The sequence below is a fragment of the Methanosarcina sp. DH1 genome, from assembly GCF_020804205.1.
Classification (GTDB): Archaea; Halobacteriota; Methanosarcinia; order Methanosarcinales; family Methanosarcinaceae; genus Methanosarcina; species Methanosarcina vacuolata.
Genome location: NZ_WJBJ01000020.1, coordinates 110,596 through 135,643, shown reverse-complemented (window position 1 = coordinate 135,643; position 25,048 = coordinate 110,596). Strand labels below are relative to the sequence as shown.

The 25,048-nt window shown below is 41.9% G+C and carries 26 protein-coding genes; 16 read left to right on the top strand and 10 right to left on the bottom strand.

Features of this window, described 5'->3' with window-relative positions; genetic code table 11:
- Window positions 1-96 precede the first annotated feature (96 nt).
- The 10 genes from FXW07_RS10970 (at window position 97) to FXW07_RS10925 (ending at window position 9,751) form a co-directional block, all read left to right on the top strand.
- Entirely contained in the window at window positions 97-1,323 is a 1,227-nt protein-coding gene (locus tag FXW07_RS10970; RefSeq protein WP_229395470.1) for a translation initiation factor IF-2 subunit gamma, read from the top strand.
- Window positions 1,320-1,688 carry a DNA-binding protein gene (locus FXW07_RS10965; RefSeq protein WP_048118095.1) on the top strand — a complete coding sequence of 123 codons (369 nt, stop codon included), beginning with the start codon at window positions 1,320-1,322 and terminating at the stop codon, window positions 1,686-1,688. Before FXW07_RS10970 ends, FXW07_RS10965 begins: the two co-directional genes overlap by 4 nt.
- A gap of 56 nt (window positions 1,689-1,744) precedes the next feature.
- Window positions 1,745-2,329: a DNA-directed RNA polymerase gene (locus tag FXW07_RS10960; protein WP_229395469.1), complete on the top strand. Its 585-nt coding sequence runs from the start codon at window positions 1,745-1,747 to the stop codon at window positions 2,327-2,329.
- A gap of 17 nt (window positions 2,330-2,346) precedes the next feature.
- Window positions 2,347-2,532, top strand: coding sequence for a transcription elongation factor subunit Spt4 (spt4, locus tag FXW07_RS10955; protein WP_011305323.1), 186 nt, complete (start codon window positions 2,347-2,349; stop codon window positions 2,530-2,532).
- 1 nt (window position 2,533) lies between these two features.
- Window positions 2,534-3,121: a GTP-dependent dephospho-CoA kinase family protein gene (locus FXW07_RS10950; protein ID WP_229395468.1), complete on the top strand. Its 588-nt coding sequence runs from the start codon at window positions 2,534-2,536 to the stop codon at window positions 3,119-3,121.
- Complete coding sequence (locus tag FXW07_RS10945; protein WP_048118103.1) at window positions 3,102-3,407, top strand: 30S ribosomal protein S24e; 306 nt, start codon at window positions 3,102-3,104, stop codon at window positions 3,405-3,407. Before FXW07_RS10950 ends, FXW07_RS10945 begins: the two co-directional genes overlap by 20 nt.
- 15 nt (window positions 3,408-3,422) lie before the next feature.
- Window positions 3,423-3,572 (top strand): 30S ribosomal protein S27ae, encoded by a 150-nt coding sequence (locus FXW07_RS10940; RefSeq protein WP_048109017.1) that lies wholly within the window; start codon window positions 3,423-3,425, stop codon window positions 3,570-3,572.
- A 447-nt stretch (window positions 3,573-4,019) separates the two neighbouring features.
- On the top strand, window positions 4,020-7,061 hold the full coding sequence (locus FXW07_RS10935) for a tetratricopeptide repeat protein (protein WP_229395467.1): 3,042 nt from the start codon (window positions 4,020-4,022) through the stop codon (window positions 7,059-7,061).
- A gap of 496 nt (window positions 7,062-7,557) precedes the next feature.
- Window positions 7,558-9,195 carry a bifunctional N(6)-L-threonylcarbamoyladenine synthase/serine/threonine protein kinase gene (locus tag FXW07_RS10930; protein ID WP_229395466.1) on the top strand — a complete coding sequence of 546 codons (1,638 nt, stop codon included), beginning with the start codon at window positions 7,558-7,560 and terminating at the stop codon, window positions 9,193-9,195.
- A complete protein-coding gene (locus FXW07_RS10925) occupies window positions 9,188-9,751 on the top strand; it encodes an XTP/dITP diphosphatase (protein ID WP_229395465.1) in 564 nt (187 codons plus the stop codon). Before FXW07_RS10930 ends, FXW07_RS10925 begins: the two co-directional genes overlap by 8 nt.
- A 193-nt stretch (window positions 9,752-9,944) precedes the next feature.
- Here the strand turns inward: FXW07_RS10925 and FXW07_RS10920 are convergent, their stop codons facing one another.
- Window positions 9,945-10,370 carry a hypothetical protein gene (locus FXW07_RS10920; protein WP_229395464.1) on the bottom strand — a complete coding sequence of 142 codons (426 nt, stop codon included), beginning with the start codon at window positions 10,368-10,370 and terminating at the stop codon, window positions 9,945-9,947.
- Between the two features lie 349 nt (window positions 10,371-10,719).
- Between FXW07_RS10920 and FXW07_RS10915 the strand changes: the two genes are divergently transcribed.
- Window positions 10,720-11,319 (top strand): hypothetical protein, encoded by a 600-nt coding sequence (locus FXW07_RS10915; protein ID WP_229395463.1) that lies wholly within the window; start codon window positions 10,720-10,722, stop codon window positions 11,317-11,319.
- Between the two features lie 183 nt (window positions 11,320-11,502).
- On the opposite strand, the gene FXW07_RS10910 is transcribed toward FXW07_RS10915, so the two are convergent.
- The gene (locus tag FXW07_RS10910) at window positions 11,503-12,246 is read right to left on the bottom strand and encodes a cyclase family protein (protein ID WP_229395462.1); all 744 of its coding nucleotides are present in this window, start codon (window positions 12,244-12,246) and stop codon (window positions 11,503-11,505) included.
- A gap of 49 nt (window positions 12,247-12,295) precedes the next feature.
- Window positions 12,296-12,481: a 4Fe-4S binding protein gene (locus FXW07_RS10905; protein WP_082091017.1), complete on the bottom strand. Its 186-nt coding sequence runs from the start codon at window positions 12,479-12,481 to the stop codon at window positions 12,296-12,298.
- A gap of 134 nt (window positions 12,482-12,615) precedes the next feature.
- On the opposite strand from FXW07_RS10905, the gene FXW07_RS10900 reads away from it, so the two are divergent.
- Complete coding sequence (locus FXW07_RS10900; RefSeq protein WP_229395461.1) at window positions 12,616-13,677, top strand: radical SAM protein; 1,062 nt, start codon at window positions 12,616-12,618, stop codon at window positions 13,675-13,677.
- A gap of 208 nt (window positions 13,678-13,885) precedes the next feature.
- Window positions 13,886-14,470, top strand: coding sequence for a metal-dependent hydrolase (locus FXW07_RS10895; protein ID WP_229395460.1), 585 nt, complete (start codon window positions 13,886-13,888; stop codon window positions 14,468-14,470).
- A 19-nt stretch (window positions 14,471-14,489) separates the two neighbouring features.
- Here FXW07_RS10895 and FXW07_RS19520 read toward each other — a convergent pair whose 3' ends face one another.
- The 7 genes from FXW07_RS19520 to FXW07_RS10860 form a co-directional block, all read right to left on the bottom strand.
- A complete protein-coding gene (locus FXW07_RS19520) occupies window positions 14,490-15,011 on the bottom strand; it encodes an acyltransferase (protein WP_229395459.1) in 522 nt (173 codons plus the stop codon).
- 512 nt (window positions 15,012-15,523) lie between these two features.
- Window positions 15,524-16,657 carry a DUF362 domain-containing protein gene (locus FXW07_RS10885; protein ID WP_229395458.1) on the bottom strand — a complete coding sequence of 378 codons (1,134 nt, stop codon included), beginning with the start codon at window positions 16,655-16,657 and terminating at the stop codon, window positions 15,524-15,526.
- Window positions 16,658-16,902: 245 nt separating this feature from the next.
- Entirely contained in the window at window positions 16,903-17,895 is a 993-nt protein-coding gene (nadE, locus tag FXW07_RS10880) for an NAD(+) synthase (RefSeq protein ID WP_229395457.1), read from the bottom strand.
- Between the two features lie 313 nt (window positions 17,896-18,208).
- Window positions 18,209-19,246 carry a hypothetical protein gene (locus FXW07_RS10875; RefSeq protein WP_229395456.1) on the bottom strand — a complete coding sequence of 346 codons (1,038 nt, stop codon included), beginning with the start codon at window positions 19,244-19,246 and terminating at the stop codon, window positions 18,209-18,211.
- Entirely contained in the window at window positions 19,227-20,705 is a 1,479-nt protein-coding gene (locus FXW07_RS10870) for a class I adenylate-forming enzyme family protein (RefSeq protein WP_229395455.1), read from the bottom strand. The genes FXW07_RS10875 and FXW07_RS10870 overlap by 20 nt, the downstream gene beginning before the upstream one ends.
- 6 nt (window positions 20,706-20,711) lie before the next feature.
- Window positions 20,712-20,957, bottom strand: coding sequence for an acyl carrier protein (locus tag FXW07_RS10865; protein WP_048118143.1), 246 nt, complete (start codon window positions 20,955-20,957; stop codon window positions 20,712-20,714).
- A 347-nt stretch (window positions 20,958-21,304) separates the two neighbouring features.
- Window positions 21,305-21,991, bottom strand: coding sequence for a hypothetical protein (locus FXW07_RS10860; RefSeq protein WP_229395535.1), 687 nt, complete (start codon window positions 21,989-21,991; stop codon window positions 21,305-21,307).
- A gap of 580 nt (window positions 21,992-22,571) precedes the next feature.
- On the opposite strand from FXW07_RS10860, the gene FXW07_RS10855 reads away from it, so the two are divergent.
- The 3 genes from FXW07_RS10855 to FXW07_RS10845 all read left to right on the top strand — a co-directional run bounded on the left by FXW07_RS10855 (window position 22,572) and on the right by FXW07_RS10845 (window position 25,029).
- Window positions 22,572-22,841, top strand: coding sequence for a DUF2551 domain-containing protein (locus FXW07_RS10855; protein WP_048109002.1), 270 nt, complete (start codon window positions 22,572-22,574; stop codon window positions 22,839-22,841).
- 547 nt (window positions 22,842-23,388) lie between these two features.
- Window positions 23,389-24,267: a polyprenyl diphosphate synthase gene (uppS, locus tag FXW07_RS10850; RefSeq protein WP_229395454.1), complete on the top strand. Its 879-nt coding sequence runs from the start codon at window positions 23,389-23,391 to the stop codon at window positions 24,265-24,267.
- Window positions 24,268-24,750: 483 nt separating this feature from the next.
- Window positions 24,751-25,029, top strand: coding sequence for a hypothetical protein (locus FXW07_RS10845; protein ID WP_229395453.1), 279 nt, complete (start codon window positions 24,751-24,753; stop codon window positions 25,027-25,029).
- Window positions 25,030-25,048 lie beyond the last annotated feature (19 nt).

Sequence of the window (25,048 nt, the reverse complement as noted above, 5' to 3'; positions counted from 1 at the left end):
CTACTGGAAAAATAATTCAAAATTTTATGGTTCAGGTTTAGGATGATAGACCTGCCTTATATCAGATCACTTCACTTTACTGGAGGAAATTACAACTTGAGTCAGCCTTGCGTTAATATCGGCATGGTAGGACATGTCGACCATGGAAAAACCACACTTGTTAAAGCCTTATCAGGCGTTTGGACAGATACACATAGTGAGGAAGTAAAAAGAGGGATTTCTATCAGACTGGGGTATGCAGACTCCCTGTTCATGAAATGTCCCAAATGCTCTTCTCCTCAATGTTATACTGTAGAAAAGACCTGCCCTAACTGTGGAGAAAAGACGGAAGAACACAGGACAGTGTCTTTTGTAGACGCTCCTGGACACGAAACCCTGATGGCTACTATGCTATCAGGCGCCGCTATTATGGACGGGGCAGTACTGGTAATTGCAGCAAACGAAGACTGCCCGCAGCCCCAGACAAAAGAACACCTTATGGCCTTGGATATTATAGGAATTAAGAATATTGTTATAGTGCAAAATAAGATTGACCTTGTATCCAGAGAACGCCTTCTTGAAAACTATCGTCAGATAAAAGAATTTGTTAAAGGCACGGTTGCAGAGAATGCACCTGTAATCCCGATCTCGGCTCAGCAGAATATTAATATCGATGTCCTAATCGATACTCTGGAAACCGTGATTCCTACTCCTGTCCACAAAGTAGACAAGCCTGCCAGCATGTTGATTGCCCGTTCTTTTGATATTAACAAGCCAGGGGCTTCAATTGAAGAAATGCGTGGGGGAGTTATCGGAGGAACTCTGACTGAAGGAGTCCTTCACCCCGGAGACGAGCTGGAAATAAGGCCAGGAATCAAGGTTACAACCGAAGGCGCTACAAGATGGATTCCGATTTTGACAACGATTTCGTCTATCTTTGCAGGCGCAACAAAGGTAGAAGAAGCAACTCCAGGAGGCCTCCTGGCTGTCGGAACTTATCTTGACCCTACACTGACAAAAGGCGACTCTTTAACAGGACAGATTGCAGGCGCACCTGGGACCCTTCCTGAGACCAGACATCAGTTCGTCATGGAATTACACCTGCTAGAGAGAGTAGTGGGAGTTACAAGAGAAGAAAAAATCAATGAAATCAAAACCAGCGAACCCCTTATGCTCAATATAGGAACAGCAACCACAGTTGGTGTGGTTACAAGTGCCAGGAAAAATGAAGCGCAGGTGGCCCTTAAACGTCCGATTAGCGCAGCCATCGGGTCAAGGGTTGCTATCAGCAGGAGAATCGACTCTCGCTGGCGGCTTATTGGAGTAGGGGTAATTAAGAGTTGAAAGTTATAATTGATACTAATGGGTTCATGATCCCGGTCCAGTTCGGAGTGGATATTTTCGAAGAACTGAAAAGGCTGGGATTTGACGAATTTTTTGTTCCTGAGGCTGTAGTATTCGAGATAGAAAAACTCATAAAGCGGGAAAGAGGTTCGGACAGAACAGCTGCAAAGGTTGCCAGGTCCATGATGGACAGGTGCGAGCGTATAACTCCTGCTGTAGGTCCTGCAGATGATGTAATTCTAAGGCTGGCAAAGGAAATGGAGGCAGCGGTTCTGACAAATGATATCGGGTTAAAGCGCAGGCTTGCCGAAAAAGGAATCCAGACCATATCCCTTAGACAGAAAAATAAACTGGACTTTGTCTGAACTATGGTATTTTACCGGGCAGCATTAAATTGATTGTTTTTACGGGTGATTAGCAGATGTATAAAATGATGAAGCTCGTTGATACAGTCCGTATCCCTCCGACCCTTTTAGGGGAAGAGGTGACGCAAACTGTTAAAAACGCGTTAAGAGAAAAACTCGAGGGGCAGGTTGACAAAAAACTTGGTTCTCTCGTTGCTATTTGCAAGATAGTCGAGATAGGGGAAGGGCATATCCTCGTAGGAGATGGGGCAGTATATTACGATGTTACATTCGAGGCAATAATGTTCGTGCCTGAGCTCCAGGAGATTATTGAGGGCGAAGTTGTTGAAGCCGTTGGTTTTGGAGTTTTCGTAGGGATGGGACCAATGGACGGCTTACTTCACGTCAGCCAGATTACGGACGATTTTATTTCATACGACGCCAAAAATGCAAGGCTTGTGACAAAGAATGGAGGCAAATCCATTGCTGAAGGTGACCATGTAAGGGCCAGGGTTGTCGCTGTAAGCATCAACGAGAGAGAGCCTAAAGAGAGTAAAATAGGCCTTACTATGCGTCAGACTGCTCTTGGAAAGTTGCAGTGGCTTGAGGAAGCCCGTAATAAGAAACAGTCTCATGAAGCTGTTCCTGAAGGAACTGTCTGAAAAGGAAAAGGATTTGTATGGCAGAAAAAGTGTGTCGACACTGCATGAGAGTTCTGGAAGGACAAAACTGCCCTATATGTGGGACTTCGGACCTTGCAGAGGAATGGAGTGGGCTGGTAATTATTCTGGACCCTGAACGCTCAGAAATAGCAAAAAAGCTTGGGGTTGACATTCCGGATAAATTTGCTTTGAAGGTGCGCTGATTTGAGTGTTCACATTGAGCTTCCAAGAGAGCTTCGTCCACTGATGAAGAAGCCCCTGGGTATACTTTACAGGGGCAAGGGCAGGGATACTATAGAGAAATTTGAAGGAGAGCTTGGAAGCCCCACAAAACTTATATCCGTAGGGGATGTTACTACCTTCCACCTGCTTGAGGTCGGGATTATTCCGGATATCTGTATTGTGGACAACCGTACCAAAAGAAAGCCGGTTTCCAGTGATGTCTCAGCCCGGAATATGGACAAGGTATATAGTGAAGTATCTGTGGACAACCCTGCAGGAATTATTACTGATGAGTTAATTAAAACTCTTTGTGAGGCGTTTGCTTTCGAAAAGCCTCTCAGGATCTTTGTAAGGGGAGAAGAGGATCTGGCAACCCTTCCTGTAATCCTTCTGGCTCCTTTGGACTCTGTAGTCCTGTACGGACAGCCCGATGAAGGCGTGGTCTTTGTAAGGGTCACTGAGGAGAAAAAAGGGGAGATAAGAACTCTCTTTGAGAAACTCATCAGCAAAAATCAGAATTATGAATTGGATAAGCTACGGAGAATTTTAGATGGACATAAGAATTCTTAAAGACAAGAATAATGCACTTTTAAACCGAAGGGAACTGGATTTCATTGTGAAATATGAAGGTTCGACTCCTTCCAGAAATGACGTCAGGAATAAACTCGCTGCAATGCTGAACGCCCCTCTTGAACTGTTGGTAGTCCAGAGAATCAAAACCGAATATGGAATGCAGGAAGGCAAAGGATATGCCAAACTCTACGAAAATGCTGACCGCATGAAGGAAGTAGAACTGGAATACGTCCTGAAGAGAAACACTGCCCCAGGAACGGAAACTGAGGGAGAAGAGGCTTAAGCGAGGTGCATATACATGGCAGTAAAAGATTACTATAAAGTCCAGGGCGACTCCGTAACCAGAATCAAACAGTTCTGTCCCAGATGCGGACCGGGTACATTCCTTGCCGATCACAAGAACCGCCTCGCCTGCGGGAAGTGCGGCTATACCGAATTCAAGAAGTAATCTACTTCAATAATTTATCTTACTTTTTTTTTCAACCCGAACTGCAGGAATTTCCTGCGGTTCTTTTAATTTCCTAGTTCTTTTACCCGAGTCCCGTCTCGGGAGGACGGGGCCGTTTCGCTCACTTCGTTCGCTCAAGCGGGTTAATTTATGAACACAAAAGTTTCGCTTCACGAGTTCCACCTCGGGAGGACTGTGTCCTTTTCGCTCACTTCGTTCGTTCAAGAGGGCTGAATCATAATGAAGATGTTTAGCTGAGCCAAGAGGGTGCTAATTTTCTATTGAATCTCTTTTCTTTATAATGTCCAGGCTTAAGTTTAAAGGAGAGGCTAAGTTATTGAGTATCAAATCAGTAACTATCTTCTGCACCCGTATTTATAATAGGTATCGTATATAATTTAATGAATTTTAAATTAGCTAAATTTTACTAAAAGATTCCGAGGGCTTATGAATTCTCTTTATGCCAGAGCCTGGTATAGTAAAGCTCTTGCTTTTTTGAACTTGAAAAATCAGATTGGCGCAGAGAAAAATTTTGAGAAGGCGCTTGAGGCTTTTGATGCCGTACTTGAGGTTAATCCTGAGGATAGCATTGCCTGGCAGTACAGGGGAAATATACTTCGCTATCTGGACCGTCCGGAAGAAGCACTGAAGGCTTTTGAAGTGGCGCTTGATTTTGATCCTGACAATATTCCTGCCCGATACCTCAAAGGGCTTACTTTCGGATACCTGAACTTGCCAGAACAGGCGCTTGAGGCTTTTAACGGTGTGCTTGGGAGAGATGAAAAGCACATCGGTGCCCTGTACTACAGCGGGCTTGCTTTAAAACAGCTCTCACGAGACGAAGAAGCACTTGAGGCTTTTACCAGAGCTGCCGAGTTAAATCCTGAAAACCTGAAAGCCTGGTACTATAGAGGGATAACCCTGTCAGTGCTTGGGAAAAATGAAGAAGCACTTGAGGCTTATGGAAAAACTCTGAAAATGGAACCTTCGCATTCGGGAGCATTGGAAGGTGAGGCAAAAGCATACCTTGCCCTGGGCAGAAGGAGAGAAGCTTTGAGAACCTGTGAAAAGGCTCTGGAACTTGAGCCCGCGTCTGCCGTGGCCTGGGAAACCCAGGGAAGAATTCTCGAAGGCATGGGGAGAAAAGAGGAAGCCCTTTCAGCTTTCGAAAAAAGCCTTATCCTTGAGCCAGGAAACGCAAAAAACAGGCTAGAAAAGGGCAGGCTTCTCGGACAGCTTGGCAAGCCCCAGAAAGCTCTTGATGTGTTTGAAGGTGTGCTTGAACTGGACAACTCTAATATAGAGGCAAAAGCCGGTAAAGGAAAAGCCCTGCTGGCACTTGGAAGATACCAGGAATCTCTCGATGCTTTCAGGAAAGTTCTTGAGACCGAGCCTTTAAGTCCGGAAGGATGGAGAGGAACCGGCAACTGCTTTCTAGCTATGCGTATGCCTTATGAAGCTTTGCAGGCTTATGAAAAAGCCCTCTCTTCCGGAACTGAAAATTGTGGCATTTTGAGCGGTCTTGGAGAGGCATATTATACGCTTGGGGATTATTCAAGAGCTCTTGAAAGCTTTGAAGAGGCTCTCATACTTGATTCCGAAAACCTTTTTTCCTGGAACGGAAGGGGAAATGCACTCTATAAGCTTGGAAGATACGGTGAAGCTCTTGAAGCCTATGAGGCCCTTCTCGAACTTGACTATGAAAGTTTACCTGCGCGATATAACCGGGGTGTCACTCTCTCCCGACTCAAACATTATAATTCTAATTTTGATTATGTTCTCGTAAGTCAGCACCAGACAGCTTTTAAAAAATATCTGGAATTGTCTGGTGAGCTTCCTGAAGGAGAAATTGGAGGTGAGAGCTGGAAGTACAGGGGTTTTGCTTTTGCCGAGTTGGGAGAGTATAGTGAAGCTCTTAAAGCCTTTGATAATGCTGCAAAAAAGGAATCTGAAAATTCTTTTTCCCGGATTTGTAAAGGAATTACTCTTTTCTGCCTAAAAAATTATGACGAAGCTCTGAAAACGTTTGAGGGTGCCGAAAAGGATCTTTACGCAGCCGTAGATGCAAAGAAATCCATAAAAAGTGGGGAGCGCAAAGGATCCGGGATTTTGAGCTCTAATGAACTATATTTCAGGCTGGAAATTCTCTGGAATGCTAAAGGGCTTGCTCTGGACGCCCTTGGCAGGTATCAGGATGCTTTAAAAGCTTTTGAAAGCGCCAGGGAACTTTCTGAAGCTGAAAATATTGCATGTTCCGGAAAAGGCCTGGTTTTTGCGCACTGTGGAGAGTGGGAAAAAGCCCTGAAAGTGTTTGATAGAATTCTTACCCTCGCCCCTCAAAACACCCAGGCTTCAGTCATGAAAGCTTTTACCCTCATAAAGCTGCAGGAGTTTGAGAAAGCCATTTCAGTACTTGAGGAACTGACAACTAACGAGAGTAACTTGGACTTGCCTTTCTGCCTTCTGGGCTTTGCCTGTTTCAAGCTGGAAGATTTCGAAGGAGCACTCAAGGCGTACAGAAAAGCAATCGATATAAATCCAAAAAATTTCCACGCAAGAAACGGACTTGCAGAGCTTTACTTCAGGCTTGGAAACAGCAGGGGCGCATTTAAAGAGCTTGAAGATTCAATTGCAGAAGCCCCTGAAAATGCATTCTCAAGAAACCTGAAAGGCCGGGTAGAACTTGAAGAGCAGGCCTGTGAGGAGGCACTTGAGTCTTTCAGGCGAGCTCTTGCCCTGGATACGGAAGACCTGAAATTGCTGCTCTGGGACGTGTATGCGAGGTATATGTATGCAGAAGCGTCTTTTGAGGAGAATAGTGCACATTTCAGGTCTATGCTCCTTGCAGCTGCAGGAAAACTTGAAAAAGCAGCTATCCGGCAAAGGTCCGAAGATAATGAACTGAAAACTTATGCCCTTTATTTTCTGGGGCTTTTTTACTGCCGAGCGCATTACTTCCGAAAAGCTGCCTATCGACTTGATGAATGCCTGAGATTGGATCCCCCAGACGAAGTAAAAAAGCCTGCAGACTTGCTCCTGAAAAATCTTCATACAGGCCCTCTAAAACCTGCCTGGTGGAACTGGTGGCTTGATGCAAAGACAAACCATCTGCTTAAAAAGCTTAGTTTCGGGTTAATTTTCCTTTTTATATCCGGTCTTCTACTGTCCCATCCGGCAGCGCTATCCCTTCCAATTATCTCCTGGCCCGCGGCTTATATAAATCACCTTTTCTCTCTCACAGGGAATATTTCATGGCCGGTTTACGGCAGAGAATACATGGTCTTTATCCTGTTTTTAGTTCTCATCCTGTTCCTCCCCGGTTTCAGGCAAGGCAGACCGAGTGAAGAAGAACTTGAGCCTCTTACGCCTCCATACCCTGATCTCGATATTCCTGAATCCATACTTGAGGAGTTTGGTGAAAAGCTTGAGAGAAGCCTGTTCTTTCCCGAACCTATGGAAGAAAGCGTGAGAAAACTCGGAGATTTTTAAAGCTCTGGAAAAAGTAAAAGTCCGCTTGAGCGAGCTAAATGAAATCCTGTAAGTTCTATGAATTATCCCTCTTGAGCCCCGTGAAAAGGGCTTCACTCTCCCGAGGCGGAACTCTTGCATCGAAACTTTTGTGTTCATAAATTACCCCGCTTGAGCGAACGAAGTGAGCGAAACGGCCCCGTCCTCCCGAGACGGGACTCGGGTGACGGAACTCTTGCATCGAAACTTCTGTGTTCATAAATTACCCCGCTTGAGCGAACGAAGTGAGCGAAACGGCCCCGTCCTCCCGAGACGGGACTCGGGTGACGGAACTCTTGCATCGAAACTTYTGTGTTCATAAATTACCCCGCTTGAGCGAACGAAGTGAGCGAAACGGCCCCGTCCTCCCGAGACGGGACTCGGGTGACGGAACTCGGGAGATGCAAACGTATATAAGTTCTCTCCTGTATTATCGAAGGCAGTGACAGCAAAAAGGACTGGAAGGAGACCGTAAGCCTTGAAAAACACGTTCATCCTTGGAATCGAGGGCACTGCCTGGAACCTGAGTGCCGCAATCGTTACCGAAACCGAGATTATTGCCGAGGTCACAGAGACCTATAAACCCACAGTCGGAGGGATTCACCCCAGGGAAGCAGCCCAGCATCATGCAAAGTATGCAGCCAGCGTTATAAAGAGGCTTCTTGCAGAAGCAAAAGAAAAGGGAGTCAATCCTTCAGAGATTGACGGAATAGCTTTCTCCCAGGGGCCTGGGCTCGGACCATGCCTGAGAACGGTTGCAACGGCAGCCAGAATGCTTTCCATATCTCTTGGCGTTCCATTGATAGGGGTCAACCACTGTATCGCTCATATCGAAATTGGGATCTGGAGAACTCCTGCAACGGACCCTGTAGTGGTTTATGTAAGCGGTGCCAATTCTCAGGTTATTTCCTATATGGGAGGGCGGTATAGAGTCTTTGGGGAAACACTGGATATAGGGCTTGGAAATGCCCTTGATAAGTTTGCGCGAGGGGCTAGCCTGCCGCATCCTGGAGGACCAAAGATCGAGGCATACGCAAAAGACGCAAAGAAATTTATCCATCTCCCCTATGTGGTAAAAGGCATGGACCTTTCCTTTTCCGGGCTTTCCACGGCCGCCAGCGAAGCTCTGAAAAAAGCGCCTATTGAGGATGTTTGTTATTCTTACCAGGAAACGGCTTTTGCAATGGTTGTTGAGGTTGCAGAGCGAGCCCTTGCTCACACCGGAAAAAAAGAAGTCTTGCTGGCAGGAGGAGTAGGGGCAAATACAAGGCTTCGGGAAATGTTAAACGATATGTGCGAAGCCAGAGGCGCGAAGTTCTATGTGCCCGAAAAACGCTTCATGGGAGATAACGGGACAATGATCGCATATACGGGGCTTCTAATGTATAAGTCCGGAAACACTCTTTCCCTTGAAGATTCTCGCGTAAACCCCAGTTACCGGACTGATGACGTGAAAGTGACCTGGATACAGGAAGAAAAGATGAAAAGGGTTCCTGAAATTTCCCCCGAAACTTCTCTCAAACATGGGGAAATGCTGGATAATGGAGCCGAGGCTATTGTTTACCTGGAAGAAGGGCCTGAAGGGAAGAAGGTACTTGTTAAGGAAAGAGTCCCGAAGGTTTACAGGCATAAAGAGATTGATGAAAGGATCAGGACTGAAAGAAACCGGACAGAAGCCCGCCTGATGTCTGAAGCCCGAAGGCATGGGGTTTCTACGCCGATTATCTATGATGTGGAAGATTTCAAGCTCAAGATGCAGTATATTGATGGTGTTCCCATAAAATACCTGGTTACCCCGGACCTTTCTGAAAAAGTAGGAGAACTTGTAGGAAAACTCCACAGTGGGGGTATAGTACACGGGGACCTTACGACCTCAAATCTCCTGCTTGCAGGCGAGAGGCTTTATCTCCTTGACTTCGGGCTTGCGTATTACGATAAAGGACTTGAGGCCAGAGGGGTAGATGTCCATGTACTTTTCCAGACTTTTGAGAGTACACACCGTAACCACGAGGCACTAATTGAAGCTTTCAAAAAAGGGTACCAGAGAACTTTTATAGATTCAGAGGATGTACTCAAGCGTGTTGATGAGATAAAAAAGAGGGCTCGTTATGCATAAAATCGTATTTGTTACGGGAAATAAAGGCAAATTTGCCGAGGTAAGGGACATCCTCAAGACTTTCGAAATTGAGGTAATTCAGGACAAAAACGGCTACCCTGAACTTCAGGAGGACGACCTTGAGCCCATTGCATCTTATGGGGCGCAGTATGTTGCAAACAAACTGAACATGCCTGTAATGGTAGACGATTCCGGGATTTTCATAAAAGCCTTAAACGGCTTTCCAGGGCCTTATTCTCGTTTTATAGAGGACAGACTCGGGAACCCGAAAGTGCTTAAGCTCATGGAAGGGGAATCCGACAGGACAGCGTATTTTAAGACCGTTATCGGATACTGTGAGCCCGGAAAAGAGCCTCTGGTTTTCCCGGGTATAGTTGAAGGGAAAATCGCGCATGAAGAGAGAGGCACAGGCGGTTTTGGGTACGACCCTATTTTCGAGTACCAGGGCATAACCTTCGGAGAACTCGGAGACGCCGAGAAAAATAAAGTTTCCCATCGTCGCAGGGCTATCGACAGTTTTCTGGAATGGTATAAGGGTAGACTTGAAAAAACCTGATAGTAAGGCATTAAGATTTGACAAAACTTAACCTCAAGAATTAGTAAACTGCAACCACAGAAAATCTTACTGGAAAGACCTGACGGTAAGATTTGACTATAATTCTGACAGTAAGAATAATTAATCTGCAACTGCAGAAAAACTGACTGGAAAGGATTGTTTGTATTAATCCTTCCCTTTTTCCCACGCTTACTCATTCTTTCAGTTTATCTTTAAGCAGGCTAAGGGCTACACTGAGCTGGTTTAGACCCAGTTTCAGAGCGATAGTGATAATTCTGTTATTTGAAACATTGCCGAACTCTCGTTTGATTGCAAATAAATCCATAATACACTGCTGATCCAGAACGAGTGGCCCATTGAGCAGATCTTTTGAGGTTGGACCCGTCTTTTGGCCTTTAAACTCAACTTTTCTTGGTTCTATTTTTAGTCCGATGTCCGTTTTTGCAGCGCCTTCTATGGCTTCAGGTGCTTCTGTTTTTTCCCCATAAAGACATTCCATTTGCTGGATACAGTGAGCCAGGCAAACACTTTTTATAAATTCTTCAACTTCCATGCCACTAATGCCTGCATATTTCTTTATTTCGGCAAGCTGTTCTTCTGAAAAACATATACAGAGCAAGTTTTCGTTAGATTCTTCTTCTATCCCAAACCCTCCATGTATTTTTCATTATCTCTTGATTTTCTGTATTTTTATCCTTTGATGATTTATTCTTTTCTTCTTTATTGTTTATGTTTTAATCTATTCTTTGTCCTTCAAGTTTTCTCTTTTTTTTATTGTTCTCAAAGTTGTCTGTTAATCAAAGACGATGTATTAATCAAAGTTGTCTGTTAATCAAAGTTGTCTGTTAATCAAAGACGACGTATTAATCAAATTTTGTCCATTAGTCAAAAGTGATTTGTTAAGCAGGGATTATCTGTTTAAAACTCTAAGTAAAATTTTTTATTGTGTACAGCATGTTAATTCTTATATGAAAAATCTTGCTTCAGACACTATGGCTGCAGATACTATCCCACTAAAACTTATTGTATATCTTGGGCTGCTTGCAGTAGTGATGATTCTTGCCATTCAGGCCTGGCATACCACGAGCCCTGTTCTGGAAGAGGCGCAAACTAAATCCCAGGTTGAGGCCGCTTCTCTGTCTATCCGTTCAATTCAGGAAGGATATGCCCGAGATTCTGCTGAGAGTCACAGTCCTGAAGGGACGATGTGTACCCTCAAATTTTCCTTTCCTGTTGCAGTCAGATATATTAGCTTTGGAGTGGACCCTGATCCCGAATGCAATGGGCAACTGAACGATTCGGAATGGGTTCTTGAAAACAATACCATTATCTACCAGTATAAAAACGGAATTAAAAAGAGATTATTTCTTGAAGGAAAGCCGGTACACTTTATAAAAGGCGAGCAGGATTCAGAAGGAATATGGATGCCTTCAGGAAGCCAGGAAAATTCTCTGACGCCGTCATCTCTTGAAAAAACGGGAGTTGTAATCGAGTATCCTGTTTCAGGAGAATTTGTGTTTGAGCTGGTCATGCAGAACGGGACAAGATATACCATGTCTCATTTTTGAAGGATGCTATGTAGTTCAGAAACAAAAGATCAAAAGTGAAACTTCAAAAGTGAAATCTCAAAGGTGGAGAATTAAAGGTGAAAACTCAAAGGTGAAGAATCAAAGATGGAGAATCAAAAGTAATATCTCAAAAGTAATATCTCAAATGTAATATCTCAAAAGTAATATCTCAAAAGTGAAAAATCAAGAGTAAGTAACCAACAAAGCTCTTGCCGGTGCGCCGTCACACCCTTCAATTTTAAGGGGTAGGCAGATGAAGAAATAGGTTCCGGCTTCTGTGGAGCTGAGTTCAAGACATTCTACTATGTTCACATCACCTGAAAGAAGGATATGATGCGCAGGCAGAGTTTCGGAATAAAAATTATCCACAGAAAAACTATCAATCCCAACCGTCTTGAAGCCTTTTTCGACAATCCAGGCTGCTCCGCTTTCGTCGAGATATGCAGTGCCAGATTTTTCCTTCCCGAATTCCATGTTTTGAGGGTCTGACTCTTCGCCAGGGGGACCAACCTTACCTGCACTGTTCGGTTTTCGGGAAAAAGCTTCTGTTTTCAGAAGTAGGATAGGGATATTTTCAGGAGCTTCCATGTTCCGGAAGGCCTTTTCAAGAATGTCAGCAGTCAGTTCGCCTGATTGTGATGAAAAATCGAGAATCAGGGCTGTGCCCATTAGGTTTTTGAGTTCCAGCTTGTCAATAGTCGGGCCATTTTTCAGGATATGAGAAGGAGCATCAACATGGGTGCCGGTATGACTTCCAAAACTTAACTTTGAGACAGCACAGCCTTCTTCTTCAAGAGTGCAGACCTTCTCAATTGCAGGTATTGGGTCTCCCGGAAAAACCTTTGTAAAAGGGGAAATCGGGGTCGTAATATCTATAATTTTTCCGTTAATTGAAATCCTATTCACCTCAATTGGAATCTCGTCCACTAACAGAAATCTCTCTAATATCAATAGTAATCTTTTCTATGTTAACGCCTTATTCCATATAGATGATGGCTTTGTTTGTACATACGTCTATGCATTTCATACAACGTGTGCACTTATCTTGATCGATCTTTGAAATCTCGTTTTCCTCATAAATTGCGTCCACAGGGCAGACATCTTTGCATTTTCCACATCTTTTACAGCCAAAAACCACAACGTATCCATTTTGTTCTGACATCAGTGTACCTTTAGAACCTTATGATTATATCAGTTTCTGAGAAAAGCTCCTTCTTTATAAAGGTGTCTCCATACTTTCAATCTGAAACCAAAAACAAGCCTTATATATAAAAAAAAGAATATGCAAGTTCAGGTATGGAACAGTTCACTGAAGATGAAACCGGCTCTTTTTACAGTTATCTCTCTGAAGGGTGCAGACTCTGCCAGGAAGGCGCCAAAATGGTCCTTTTCGTAACAGGTCTTTGCCCAAGGAGTTGCTTTTACTGTCCGCTTTCCGATGAAAGGCGAGGAAAAGACCTTGTTTTTGCGAATGAGAGGCCAATAAATAGCGATGAAGATTTACTGAGAGAAGCTGAGCTTATGAATGCTCTTGGGACAGGAATTACAGGTGGAGAGCCCTTGCTGAAGCTCGAAAGAGTCCTGCATTACATCCGAATGCTCAAAGCTTCTTTCGGAATAGAACACCACATCCATCTCTATACATCCCTGGCTCCTGGCAGGCAGATCCTTGAAAAGCTTGCAGATGCAGGACTTGATGAAATCCGTTTCCATCCACCGCAGGAATGTTGGGAAAATCTTAAAAACAGTCAATATGTAGGTGTTCTGCAAAACGCAAAGGAGTTTGGAATCAAAGCCGGAATCGAGATTCCTTCTCTAGAAGGAGCAGAAAAAGTTGCAGCTTTTGCCGAAGAAATGGGAGTTTTCCTTAATCTGAATGAACTCGAATTTTCGGATAATAACTCTGAAGCCCTCCTGAAAAATGGCTTTTGCCTTGAATCCGACACTTCCAGTGCGGCTGCCGGTTCCTGTAAATTTGCCAAAATTGCCTTTGCGAAATGTAAAAAGACCCATTTTTGTTCCTCAATTTATAAGGATGCAGTCCAGCTCCGCAAAAGATTTCAACGGATCGCAAAGAACACTGCAAGGGAGTTTGACGAAATCACCGACGACGGTACTCTTGTATACGGTGTAATTGAAGGGGGAGACCAGGAACTTGCAGAAAAAACTCTGCAGAACATGGAAATTCCATCCGAATTGTATGAAATAAAAGATGGAAAAATCGAGATCGCATGGTGGGTACTTGAAGAGTTAAAAGAAGACATTAAAGAAGAACTGGAACCTTCCGGGTCAAGGCTTATTATTATTGAAAGATACCCATTCGAAGACGGGATGCTTGTTGAGCTGATTCCTCTTTAAGATATTAGTCTCCGGGTAAATAAGCGGACAAGGAAAAATTCTTTCCTGAATTAATGAGGCGTCTTTAAAGTTAATTAGCTCCTGTAAAAATCTGTTTCAAGGAAAAGTATCACCGGCGCACCAACTTTAAAAAATTTTAAATAGTTGGGGGACCAACTCTATGTAAATTTAAAATTTGTTATGTTCAGAAAATCCTAAGTGTTTTCTTATGCCTTATCCGGTTGTACATGTACTATTCTTCGTATTCTGTATAAGTGCAGTAGCAGTCTTTGCTGCTGGCAGATCGTTTTTTCGAGGGGAACTTTCTCTTAAGGGTTCAACGAATTTAATATTTCTGCTGTTCGTAGGCAGTATCTGTTCCTTATTCCCGGATATCGTGGTCATTCACAGCCTGCTTGTAAACGGTAATATGGAGCATTGCTGGGCCGGCCCGATTCCAACACATTCACTTTTATTCAGTCTTCTCGCAGTCCTGTTCGGGATCGTTTCAGGATACGCTAAATACAGGGAGACTGGCAGGGCGATGTATCTCGGACTTCTTGCAGAGGCTGCATTTGTTTCTCACCTGTTGCTCGATGACATAAGTGAAGGCGGCTGTGAGTACCTTTATCCATTGTACGAGAAAAAGATCAGTGTATTTTCAATGATGGACATAGGTTTTCGGGGGACCGGAATTTTTGATTACCTTATGGCATCCTTTGTATCGGTCTTTTTTGTTTGTTCTATAATAATGATGGCACTCTTTGCCCTGAGTAAGTACGGTTTTGAGCTAAGCTACAAAGACGAAAAATAAAACAGTGAATGTATTAAAATCAGGTTTTAAGTTCACCTACGCCTTCAAGTTTTTTAACAACTCTTGCAGGATAGCCCAGGGCAAGACTATTTGGAGATATATCGCGGCTAACTACAGATCCGATACCTATTATTGAGTTATCCCCGATTTCAACACCCTGCGTGATTATACATCCCGGATTCACAGAGACTCCGCTTCCGATTTTTATGGGAGCCATAGTTCTCGGGTATGCCTGTCTTGTAGTCAAACTTCCTCTAGTATGTGCAGATAATATGCACCTATCGCCGATTTCAGAGTAATCTCCTACCGTGATTAATTCAGGGTGTATCCTATCAAAAATCACGTCATAGCCGACATATACATTCTCCCCGAGATTTACACCCCGCATCCTGTGTAATTTAGCTCTCCATGAAGGAATGGGAGCGCTTGAAGCAAGCCGTTCCAGAATCCAGTTTTTAAAATATTTAATGCCAAAAAGAAGTTTATTACTGTGATAATGGTCCGCGATTTCGCAAAAGGTTACTTGATCTCGATTAGACACTAAAGTAGTCGTGCGAATACCCCCATTTCCCTCTAAAATTATTTTATGCTATTTTCCTATCTATATTATTTCTTTATCAAATTGTTTTATACCGTTTCTTTCTCAAATTATTTGTAATATATTTATCCGATTTTTTTATGCGATTTTTTCATTGGTATTTTAGAGTCTATCCTAAAAGTGATTTTCTGCTGTAACTTTAACAATAGGCAATTATGTAAAACCGGAACGGATACTTTGATATTATAGATCCATCATGATTTTTCAACATGCATTACTGACTTTTCGGATAGGCTCTTAACAATATTGATAAATAAATCGACAAATAAATCGATAAATAGTTACATAAACACATATATAACTAAATAAATAAATAAATAAATAAATAAATAAAGAAATAAATTCATATAGTCAATAATTAATTTTGACGTTGGCAATCTGCTAAATACACTAATTTCCAGCCTGGTTAATTAACAGACTCCCAGACGACTCTTCTATTTACTGAAAATTTTTCATTAACTTTTGCTTCTGCTCACAAGCTTCATAAGCAGTGATTTTTTTAATTCTACCGCATCGTTAGGGCAAAGTTCGCGGCAGCAATAACAGTGAATACATTTTTCCTCGTTAATTTTGAGTGTCCTGTTTATTTCCTCAATTGCATGCACTGAACAGTTTGAAACGCAGGCTTTGCAAAGTGCACAGTTTGAAGTGTTAATAATTGGCCTTACAGCTAATTGCTTTCGAAGGATTTTCTTAAGGAAAGCTGGTATATAAGCCGTAATTCCACCTTCAGGGCTTTTGAACCTGACCTTTACTTTTTCCAGAGGCACCCCTACAATTTCAGGATGCTCGGTCCCGAATCCTCTTTCGAGTGCAGCTTTATTTGTAGGGACTTTCAAGGGATCGATTCCTATGAGCTCAGAGGCTACAATATCCAGGGCTACGCAGTCATAACTTGCCACAATCACGCCTGAAAAGACAGGTGTACCATTGGATGGGCCATTTCCTTCCATTCCGACCACTCCGTCCATAACTGCAAGCTGGGGCTTGACAACAGAATATATATCAACAACTGCTTCCCCAAAGCGGTGGCGGTCTTCCAGGAAATGAGCCTGTTTTCTGGTTTTTTGAGGTACGGCACCGAAGAAATTTTTGACTGCTCCTGTATACAATGTGAGTTCATGGGTCTTGAGCTTTGGAAGCGAGATTACTACATCTGCTTCGAGTACAGCTTTTGAGATGTACAGATGAGAAAACTGCCTTGCACCTGGAACATCAACCTCAACAAAACCTGAGGTCTCAAAATTGATAAGCTCAACTCCATGGTCAGAAGCAACACCCTCAATGCCGGACGCTTTAAGAGCCTGCGAAGTCGTAGTAAATCCGGGTTTTACAATGCCGGACCCATCTCCTATAACTGGAATGCCTCCTGCTTCTGAGACAAGTTCGCACATAGCGGACACTATCGCCGGATGGGTGGTAACGGCATCCTCCGGCGGCCGGATAGAAAGCACATTGGGTTTGAGGAGGACGCGGCTTCCAGGAACTATAACCTTCTCAAGCCCACCTATCAGGTTTAATGCTTCCTTTACCGCTTCTTTCGCATTCGAGTATTCCTGGCATTCAACAATTGAGACCCTTGTATTCATATTCACACTTTTAGATTAGTGATAAAGTATAATTTCTCACGAAAGTCGAAGCAGGAAGTCCACTGCTTTAGCTGTTGGTAGTTGACAATGTTATGTGAAAGCAACCTGCCAGAAAGGCTTCCAGTAGTTTACAGGCAGATACTTGCTGCATACAAAGCCCTGTCTCGATTTTAGGCAAATCCCTGAAGTCCTGATTTTAGTCATATTTTAGCCGGTATAACTTTTTCTACAGGCTTTTTTGCAATTTACCTGTTAATGTAGCAAACAGGCGGCGCGGCTCGTATATATTCGGTGTTATCTTTTATTCTACTGATATGCCTCTGGGCTTTTTCTATTGTCTCTCTGGACAACCCGGTGTTCTTTTCAATTGCCTGCAGGGGTAAATGGTGCTCCTGGGCATACAGTAGTTGATCCATGATCTGAATCGGCATGCGCCAGTAGAATTCCTCGTCAGTTGTGTAATGGCTCCAGGTATCAGCACTTGGAGGGCGCTTTATGATCTCTTCATTAACATTGAGCAGCTTCCCCAGAGCATAAACCTGGACTTTATAGCAGTCCGCCAGAGGCTCAAGATCTACGCCTCCATCCCCATATTTCACAAACTGGCCAAGGACCATTTCGGTCTTATTGGTCGTACCGCAAACTGCGTAATTCATCGTTTCGGCATACATATATTGAACGAGCATTCTGGATCTCTGTTTAACACCTTGCAATCCTATTAATTCAAGATAATCAGTCGCTTTTAGCCGGTACTTTCCAACAGTTTCCCCATTTTTTACAAGGCGGATATAAGGAACATTTAGCAGTCCAGTGTTGAGAAAATCAGGTAGCATCAGTGACGTTTTATGTATTCTGGCATCATACTCCGGGCAGGCTTTCTTTATAATCTGTTCTTTCTTATCATAGATATTAAGCGATCTTAGAATAGGAGAGATCGGCACTTCTTCATACGACACACCCAGACTTTCACAAATATCTGCTCCCAGAGTCTTGCTGGACGGGGCAGATTCTTCTTCAGGAAGGAGAAGTCCATACACGTTTTCTTTTCCGAGTTCCTGTACACAAAGGGTAAGTATCACTGCGGAGTCAATTCCTCCCGAAACCCCTATAACGACTCCTTTTTTCTTAAAACCCGTTACCTGATCTCTAATAAAACCTCTGAGCTTTAAAGCTATATTTTCAATGTTCCCATTGAGTTCTTCTATTATATTCATGCTCATTTCTTCTGTAATCTGCATAACATTACCCCCTCAAATAATCAGATTTTTAAAATTAGACTGTTCAAGTTAGATTGTTTAGGTTAGACTGTTTAGGTTAGACTGTTCAAGTTAGACTGTTCAGGTTAGATGTTTAGGTTAGATGTTTAGGTTAGATGTTTAGGTTAGACTGTTCAAGTTAGACTGTTCAAGTTAGATGTTTAGGTTAGATGTTTAGGTTAGACTGTTCAAGTTAGACTGTTCAAGTTAGACTGTTCAAGTTAGACTGTTCAAGTTAGACTGTTCAAGTTAGACTGTTGAATCTAATTTATACAGTTAACTCTTTATTTTATACTCAGATTTTAACAAGCATTTTTTGTGATTTTTTTACTTTCAGTTTAAGCTTTCTTGCAGCCTCTTCTATCAATGGCTGTGACAGTTCCTGGTTAATTTTTTCAAACCCTTCTTCCCTTGACATTTCCCCGCTTCGAACAAGCCCTGCTACGTCAAAGGCATACGGATGAAACCCATATTTCTCCATGTGGTTGTAGCAGGCAAAGGAGTTCAACGTACAGTTAGTTGAATTGCTGTCACTGATTCCCGGAAGTTCCCACCCGACTTCCAGAAGGGTTTCAAGCACTTTGTCTTCACTGTAATCCCATAGGCACAGAGGATGCAGAATACTCGGAACGTTTTCACCTGTGTTCTCAAGAACTTCTTTTTTCAGGAGGAAAATTTCATCCTTATCATCAATGCCTATTTTCTGAAGCTGTTTCTCAAATAAGCTTCTAGACCACTGGATAAAATTGACTGATAGGTTGATTATGGGATTAGGAGACTGTCCAGCTGTAAAGGCAAATACAACGAAGGGTGCTTTTTGAAGAATAGCCTGCTCTATCAATTTCTGTTTAATAATAGTGATGCAAACATTGCATATATCACTGGCTCGATATTTGGCAAACTTTGGAAATGCATCGTATGACTTTGCAGCTTTTCGGAATGTATCATAAAGAATTTCCTTTTCCATTGTCAACTGGAAATAATCGCATCCTGTGATCTTGCACATTTTTTTTGCATTTATTATTGCGTTTTCCGAAGTGAATCCGTTATCGAATTGCACAGCCAGTACCTTAAGGAAGGGATAGTCTTTTTTGAGCTTGTAGAGTGTGTAAGACGAATCTTTCCCACCTGAAAGTGCATAAATTATATCGTAGTTCCCCTTTCCACCGTACTGCTTAAAAAGTTCTTCTATTCTGGCCAGGTATTCTTTTTTTTCCTGTGAACTAAGAGGAGTATATGTCTCACAGAAGTGGCAGAGGCCTGTTTCCTCATTAATTTGTATACCTGGAATCTCGGAATCCAGAACACACTTTTTACATACTAGCTTTGACATGTTTGTATTCCTCTATAATGGATCGATTGGATATCTTCCCATTCTCGCTCAAGGGAAGGTGATCAATGAATAGTATTTCTCTTGGGCACAGGTAGCCTGGCAGGCTATTTCGGCAGAACGCAAACAGCTTTTCAATTTCTGTCCCTGCTCCGGGTATGACCATGAGGCTAATTGCGGTCCCCATAAGCTCATGGTGCACAGGTACGACAAAAACTCTGGATCCTTCGTTATTTTCCTCTATATTTCTCTCAATTTCTCTTGGGTTAATGCGATGATCACCGATTTTTATAAGATCATCCTTGCGTCCCAGTAGTTTGATATATCCGTTGGGTAATTTCTGTGCGAGGTCGCCGGTATGCAGCCATCCGTTTATAATTCTCATTTCAGTGGCGATTTCATCATCCAGATAACCCAGCATAATGTTGTCTCCTGTAGCAACCAGTTCACCCGTAATATTAGGTTTTGCTGGTCTGTACTCGGAATCAAAGACATCCAGTGTAACCCCTGGAATTGCTTTTCCTATAGTGCCAACGAACTCATCTACATCTTCTGCTGGCAGGTAGGCAAGCCTTGCCGTAGCTTCAGTTTGCCCATACATAGGCAGAATCTCCAGATCTGGAGTTAATCCCCTTATATCTTTTACAATATCCTCATCCATCCCTCCACCTGCCGATGCAGCGGTTCTAACGCCTGCAAAGACCCTTTTGAATCTATCTGGATATCGAAGGAGTATACGGTAGGTACTGGGTACCCCATAGAATATTGATACACCTGACCCTATAAGGTTGAAAACAGAGTCTATAAAATTCATATTTCCAATCCTGATTGAACTGCCAGATACCAGATGGGAGTTAATTATGGAATTCCCAAAAGCGTGATGTGGGGATATCACCAGTGCTCCTTTATCTCTGGAAGTTATCCTGAGTACCTTTATTATTGATTCTGCATTTGATGCCAGATTTCGGTCGCTTAACATTACCCCTTTTGGGGTACCTGTCGTGCCTGAAGTGTAAAGAACCAGTTGTAGTTCCGGATTATTTTTTTCGACTTCAATCCTCTTGCGCAAAATCTCTCCAGAAGTATTGCCGGAAACCACTATTACAGTTCCAAAACGCTCAAAAAAATCCTCTCCAAATCTTGAGTACTGTGTATCGGTTGTGATGATATTGTTGACATGGGCAGCATCAAGGATTTTCTCAAGACTGAATTTGGGAAATTCTGTTGGTAGAGGAATTGCGATATTAACAGATCGATATACTGCCATGAGTATTTTCACATACAGTATGCCTGATTCGGCCAGTATTGCAAATCGGCAGTGGTTAAAATCCATTAAAGGCGAAGCAATAGAGTTTATATCATTGTCAAGGCAGTCATAGGAAATTGAACTTTTTCCCTCTTCCAGGGCAATGCTTTGAGGAGTTTTTCTAGCGTACTCAGTGATATACGCATCAATTCGCATGACTTTTCACTTCGCCAGTTTAGTTATCATATTAGTGATTCCCTGCAGTGAATCAAAGTTTTCCGGTGTCAGCATATCTTCAGGAATCTCTATAGAATATTTTTCACAGATATAGTCCATAAGCTCAAGCAAGCCAATGGAATCTATAATACCGGTTTGAGTGAGAGAATCATTATCTTTCAAACTGCTGTTACTGTCCATAAAAGAATTAGCCTTTAAGTAACCGACTATATCATTCTTTATTTGTTCCATTTATTAATACCCCCAGCGTTTTGTTTAGCGGACCAGTGATCATAAATAACGCATTTCTGCCCATAATGACGTGAGTCCCAAGAGATAATTACGTAATACAACTATATAAATAATTTGAGTCACTTCCTGGCTGATAAAAACGCTGGTGGAGATCAAATTCAAGTAAAGTCAATTGCTTGCATTCGGATTCATTGGATGATATCCCTTATTCACACAATAAAAATATATATTTAGTATATTCTCCATACAATCGGCTATTCATATGCGCACAGATAAACCCGAAAAATATAGAAAAATGTGCAGAATTTTAAACTACTTTTTTAAACTTTAAATTTCATCGAAAATCTTCAGTCCCAGGTACATTCGATTTTTTGAAGACGATTTATATCGATGATGTGCGATTCAGAACAGGTTACAATAGAGAATAAATATTTGTTGTCTATAATCCAGGTTAAATGATTAACACTGTTGAGGTCCAGTTCTCTATTAAAAATGAGATGCATCTTTTTGTTTGAAAACTTGGAATAGGCTTCTTTTAAAGTCCATATTTTTAAAAAATCGGTTTCATCTACAGTTTCGTCCATGAGTGAAGTTTTCTTATACAGGTTTTTAATAATACTTTTAAGAGACAGCTTTCTCACAAGTTCAATATCAATACCAACATCAACCTTTGAGATTGCAAGGGCTGCAAGGCTCTCGGTATAAGATATACAAATGCATAGTTCATTGTGGTTAAGGACACAGACCTTCCCATTTTCGTTTTTGTATGTGGATATTTCGGAGGCGGATCGCTCATTAGCAACCTTGCATATGATATGTTTTAAAACCGTTCTGGAGACAATATATCTTTTCTTAAAGTGATCTGTCTTCAACCTCTCGAGATATTCCAGTTCTATCCTGCTGAGGTAACTTGTATTGAATGTATCATAATTATCCAGGTCAACAAGAAAAACAAGAACATCACTCTGTTGCCACAGGTAAGGGATATGTTCAAGAGAAACAGGGAAAGGCAACTTTAAATAATCGTTGTACATGTAGTCCACTTACATATGCTAGGTTTAGTATATAGTTTCCACGCTCTTTATTTATTGATATTTACTGAAGAAGGATTCAAAGGCCGGATCGAGAAAAACTCCTGCCTTACCTCAATCTTATCCGGAAAGTGCTTCTAGAGTTGCAGGTGCCGGGCCCAGCTGTGTTATTTCCACTTCTATGTGATGTATCTTTGTCGTTTATGCTTAGATTTATAGCTAAGTTTCGTATAAATTATTCCTAATTCTTTAACATACTTTACAGTTCTCAAACTTCCTTAAGCATCGAGATCGGAGAATTTTAATCTGAAAAAAACGTGGATTATTTACTGTCGTTGACAGTGTGCTAAAACTTATGTGTTAATATTAAATTTGTACTTTATATAAATAATTCAAAAAAGCAATCCTAAAATATATAAACGATAAGGATATAGGGTATTCGTTTCTTAGCGCCTCTACTCAGAGGTCGTATACTTTTTATAACTAAAAGAATAGTGAACAATATAATGCTAAATCAATATAATTCAATCATTAACTGAGGTGTCCGAAACTGCAAACTGCGGAAGAAAGGGTAAGAGCGAGATTGATCAAGTATCTCGGCAGGGATGAAAACGGGATACGCAAGGTTGTGCTCAATCTCTTCCTGACCGGAGACAAGTTCACCACCGGTGAAGTTTACGATTACCTGGATAAAGGAAATTTTGAGGTAAGCTACCGTGGAGTCTCGGCTATGGTCGGGCTTATGAATACAAGGCTCGGGATCTTGAGCATAAATGTCACCGGAGATCACAACGTCTATTCCCTGAAAGAAAGTTATAAAAACATTGTTGGCTCTGTGCTTGAAAACTACTGAGCCACTCTTCTCGCTATCTGTTTTTAGGTAACAATTTTGAAACTGCTTACTGATTCTGCTAAAGTAGCGAAAATAATGGAGTGACTGCAGGCTTTGAATCTTGCTTCGAGATACTATGATTTACTTCACGCAAAAACTGGGAAGATGGAAGAGCTGGAGGCTTCTAAAATTTAATTCAACAAAACGAGCTGTAGTGCATTCAATTTTTACGTCTGACATAGATTCTCAGTGTAAACAGCGATTCCAACACTCAAAATCACTTTTCTGAATGCCATGTCCCGAGTAATCAATCGATTTTCTGATCACAAAAATAGTTTTTAAGTTTTACTAATTTGAGGACAAAATTGGTTTGGGGATTGACTCAACAAATAGAATTATTAAGCAAAAGAGATATTAATATCTTGGACAAGAGAATGCGTTAAGCTTTATTAAGCGAGAAATCTACGCGGATAGTCTTCAGATCTGGATATTTTCAGGAGGAAAACGCATAAAAAAATTAAATGTTATACCTGAGAGAAGGGGAATCTTTCGTGCAGGGCTCCGTCTTTTGAAAAACCGCATCTTCCGTATATTTTACAATGAGTATGAGCGAAGACTCCAGAGAAAGATTCTGAATTCAGAAATTCCGCATCATATAGCTGTGATTATGGATGGAAACCGCAGGTATGCAGGGCAAATGGGAAAGGATTCAAGTTTCGGGCATGTAATGGGGGGAGAAGCTACAGAAAGAGTAATTGAGTGGTGTTATGAGATCGGCGTAAAGCAGCTTACTCTCTACGCTTTTTCTACAGAAAATTTTAAGCGCTCCGAAGAAGAAGTCGACAAGATCTTCAATGTTATTAACGAAAATTTACTGAAACTTTACTCTGACCCAAGGACACACGAAAAAGAAACACAGGTTCGCGTCATAGGAGACAGGTCAAAATTACCTGCTTTTCTGAATGAATCAATTGAAAATATAGAAGAAGCCACCAAAAACTACGGAAAATTTTACCTGAACGTTGCCATTGCCTATGGAGGCAGGCAGGATATCATTCAGGCAGTCCGCGATATTGCAGTCTGTATTTCCAATGGGAAACTCTCTCTTGAGGAAGTGAATGAAAGCCTAATTTCAAAACATCTGTATCCGGCCCCAGGGATCTCGGTTCCTAATGTGGATCTTGTCATCCGCACCGGAGGCGATGAAAGGGTTTCAAATTTCCTTCCCTGGCAGGCTAACGGAAGTGAATGTGCAGCTTACTTCTGTGCTCCTTTCTGGCCAGAATTCAGAAAAATCGACCTTCTTCGCTCGGTTAGGGTATATCAAGCTAGAGAAGCCGAAAAAAAGCAGGAGCAATCATATAGAGTCTCAAAGGTTGTAAATTTCCTGAAAATGGGAACTCGTGAGGAAAAAAGTGAAGAGTTTGGGCAACCTCAGTCCATTTAAAAGCAAGCAATCTCATGAAATGTTCCGTAGTTGCAGCTATCTAAAAAAATAGCATAAAATAGTGCCATGTCAGTTAATTAACTTTTTTTCTAAACTATATAAAGTGCAGGAACTTTAATATGAAACGAATCTCCATGTTTCGGAAGTTTCCTGCCTATATTGCTTCTAAAATAGCTGGTCTGACTTATTAATTTACTAGTAAATAACTTCTCTTCGAATACCGATATATTGATATTCAGGAGACGAGTATTTAAAGTGGGGAAATTGGCTGTACCTAATTTTTCAGTTTAAAGACTTACAAGAAACTTGAATAAAATTATCATTGTATTAGGGACAGATTAATCCACTCCAGAGTTTGCCATTCATTAGCATGAAAATGCTGCCATCTGCAAGCACTTTCATTGGTTGTGCATGTTATTCAAAGAATATCATGTTTGTTCAGCATGAAATTTATGGAGATAGGTTTAGACCAGGGGAGTTAGAATGGATATTATTAACGAGTTTAATCTGCGTTCCGGCAGGACTTATTTTGAAAAAGTAGGGACATCGAAACATGCCATATCTGTAAATTCGGGGCAAGTTCGTCGTCAGTATCGTTTAAAACTACTGGAAACTGAGACAATAACTGATAAAGAAACTGCTAAGGCATCTCTTCCAGGTTTGCAGGCAATAATGGCTCTCAGAATCTTTGTCAGGGAAAACGTAGGGATATCCAAAGTCCTTAAAGAAAGAATGCTTGCCTGGCAAGAAATAAAAGCCTGAAGAAAAGTTGGAGGGATTT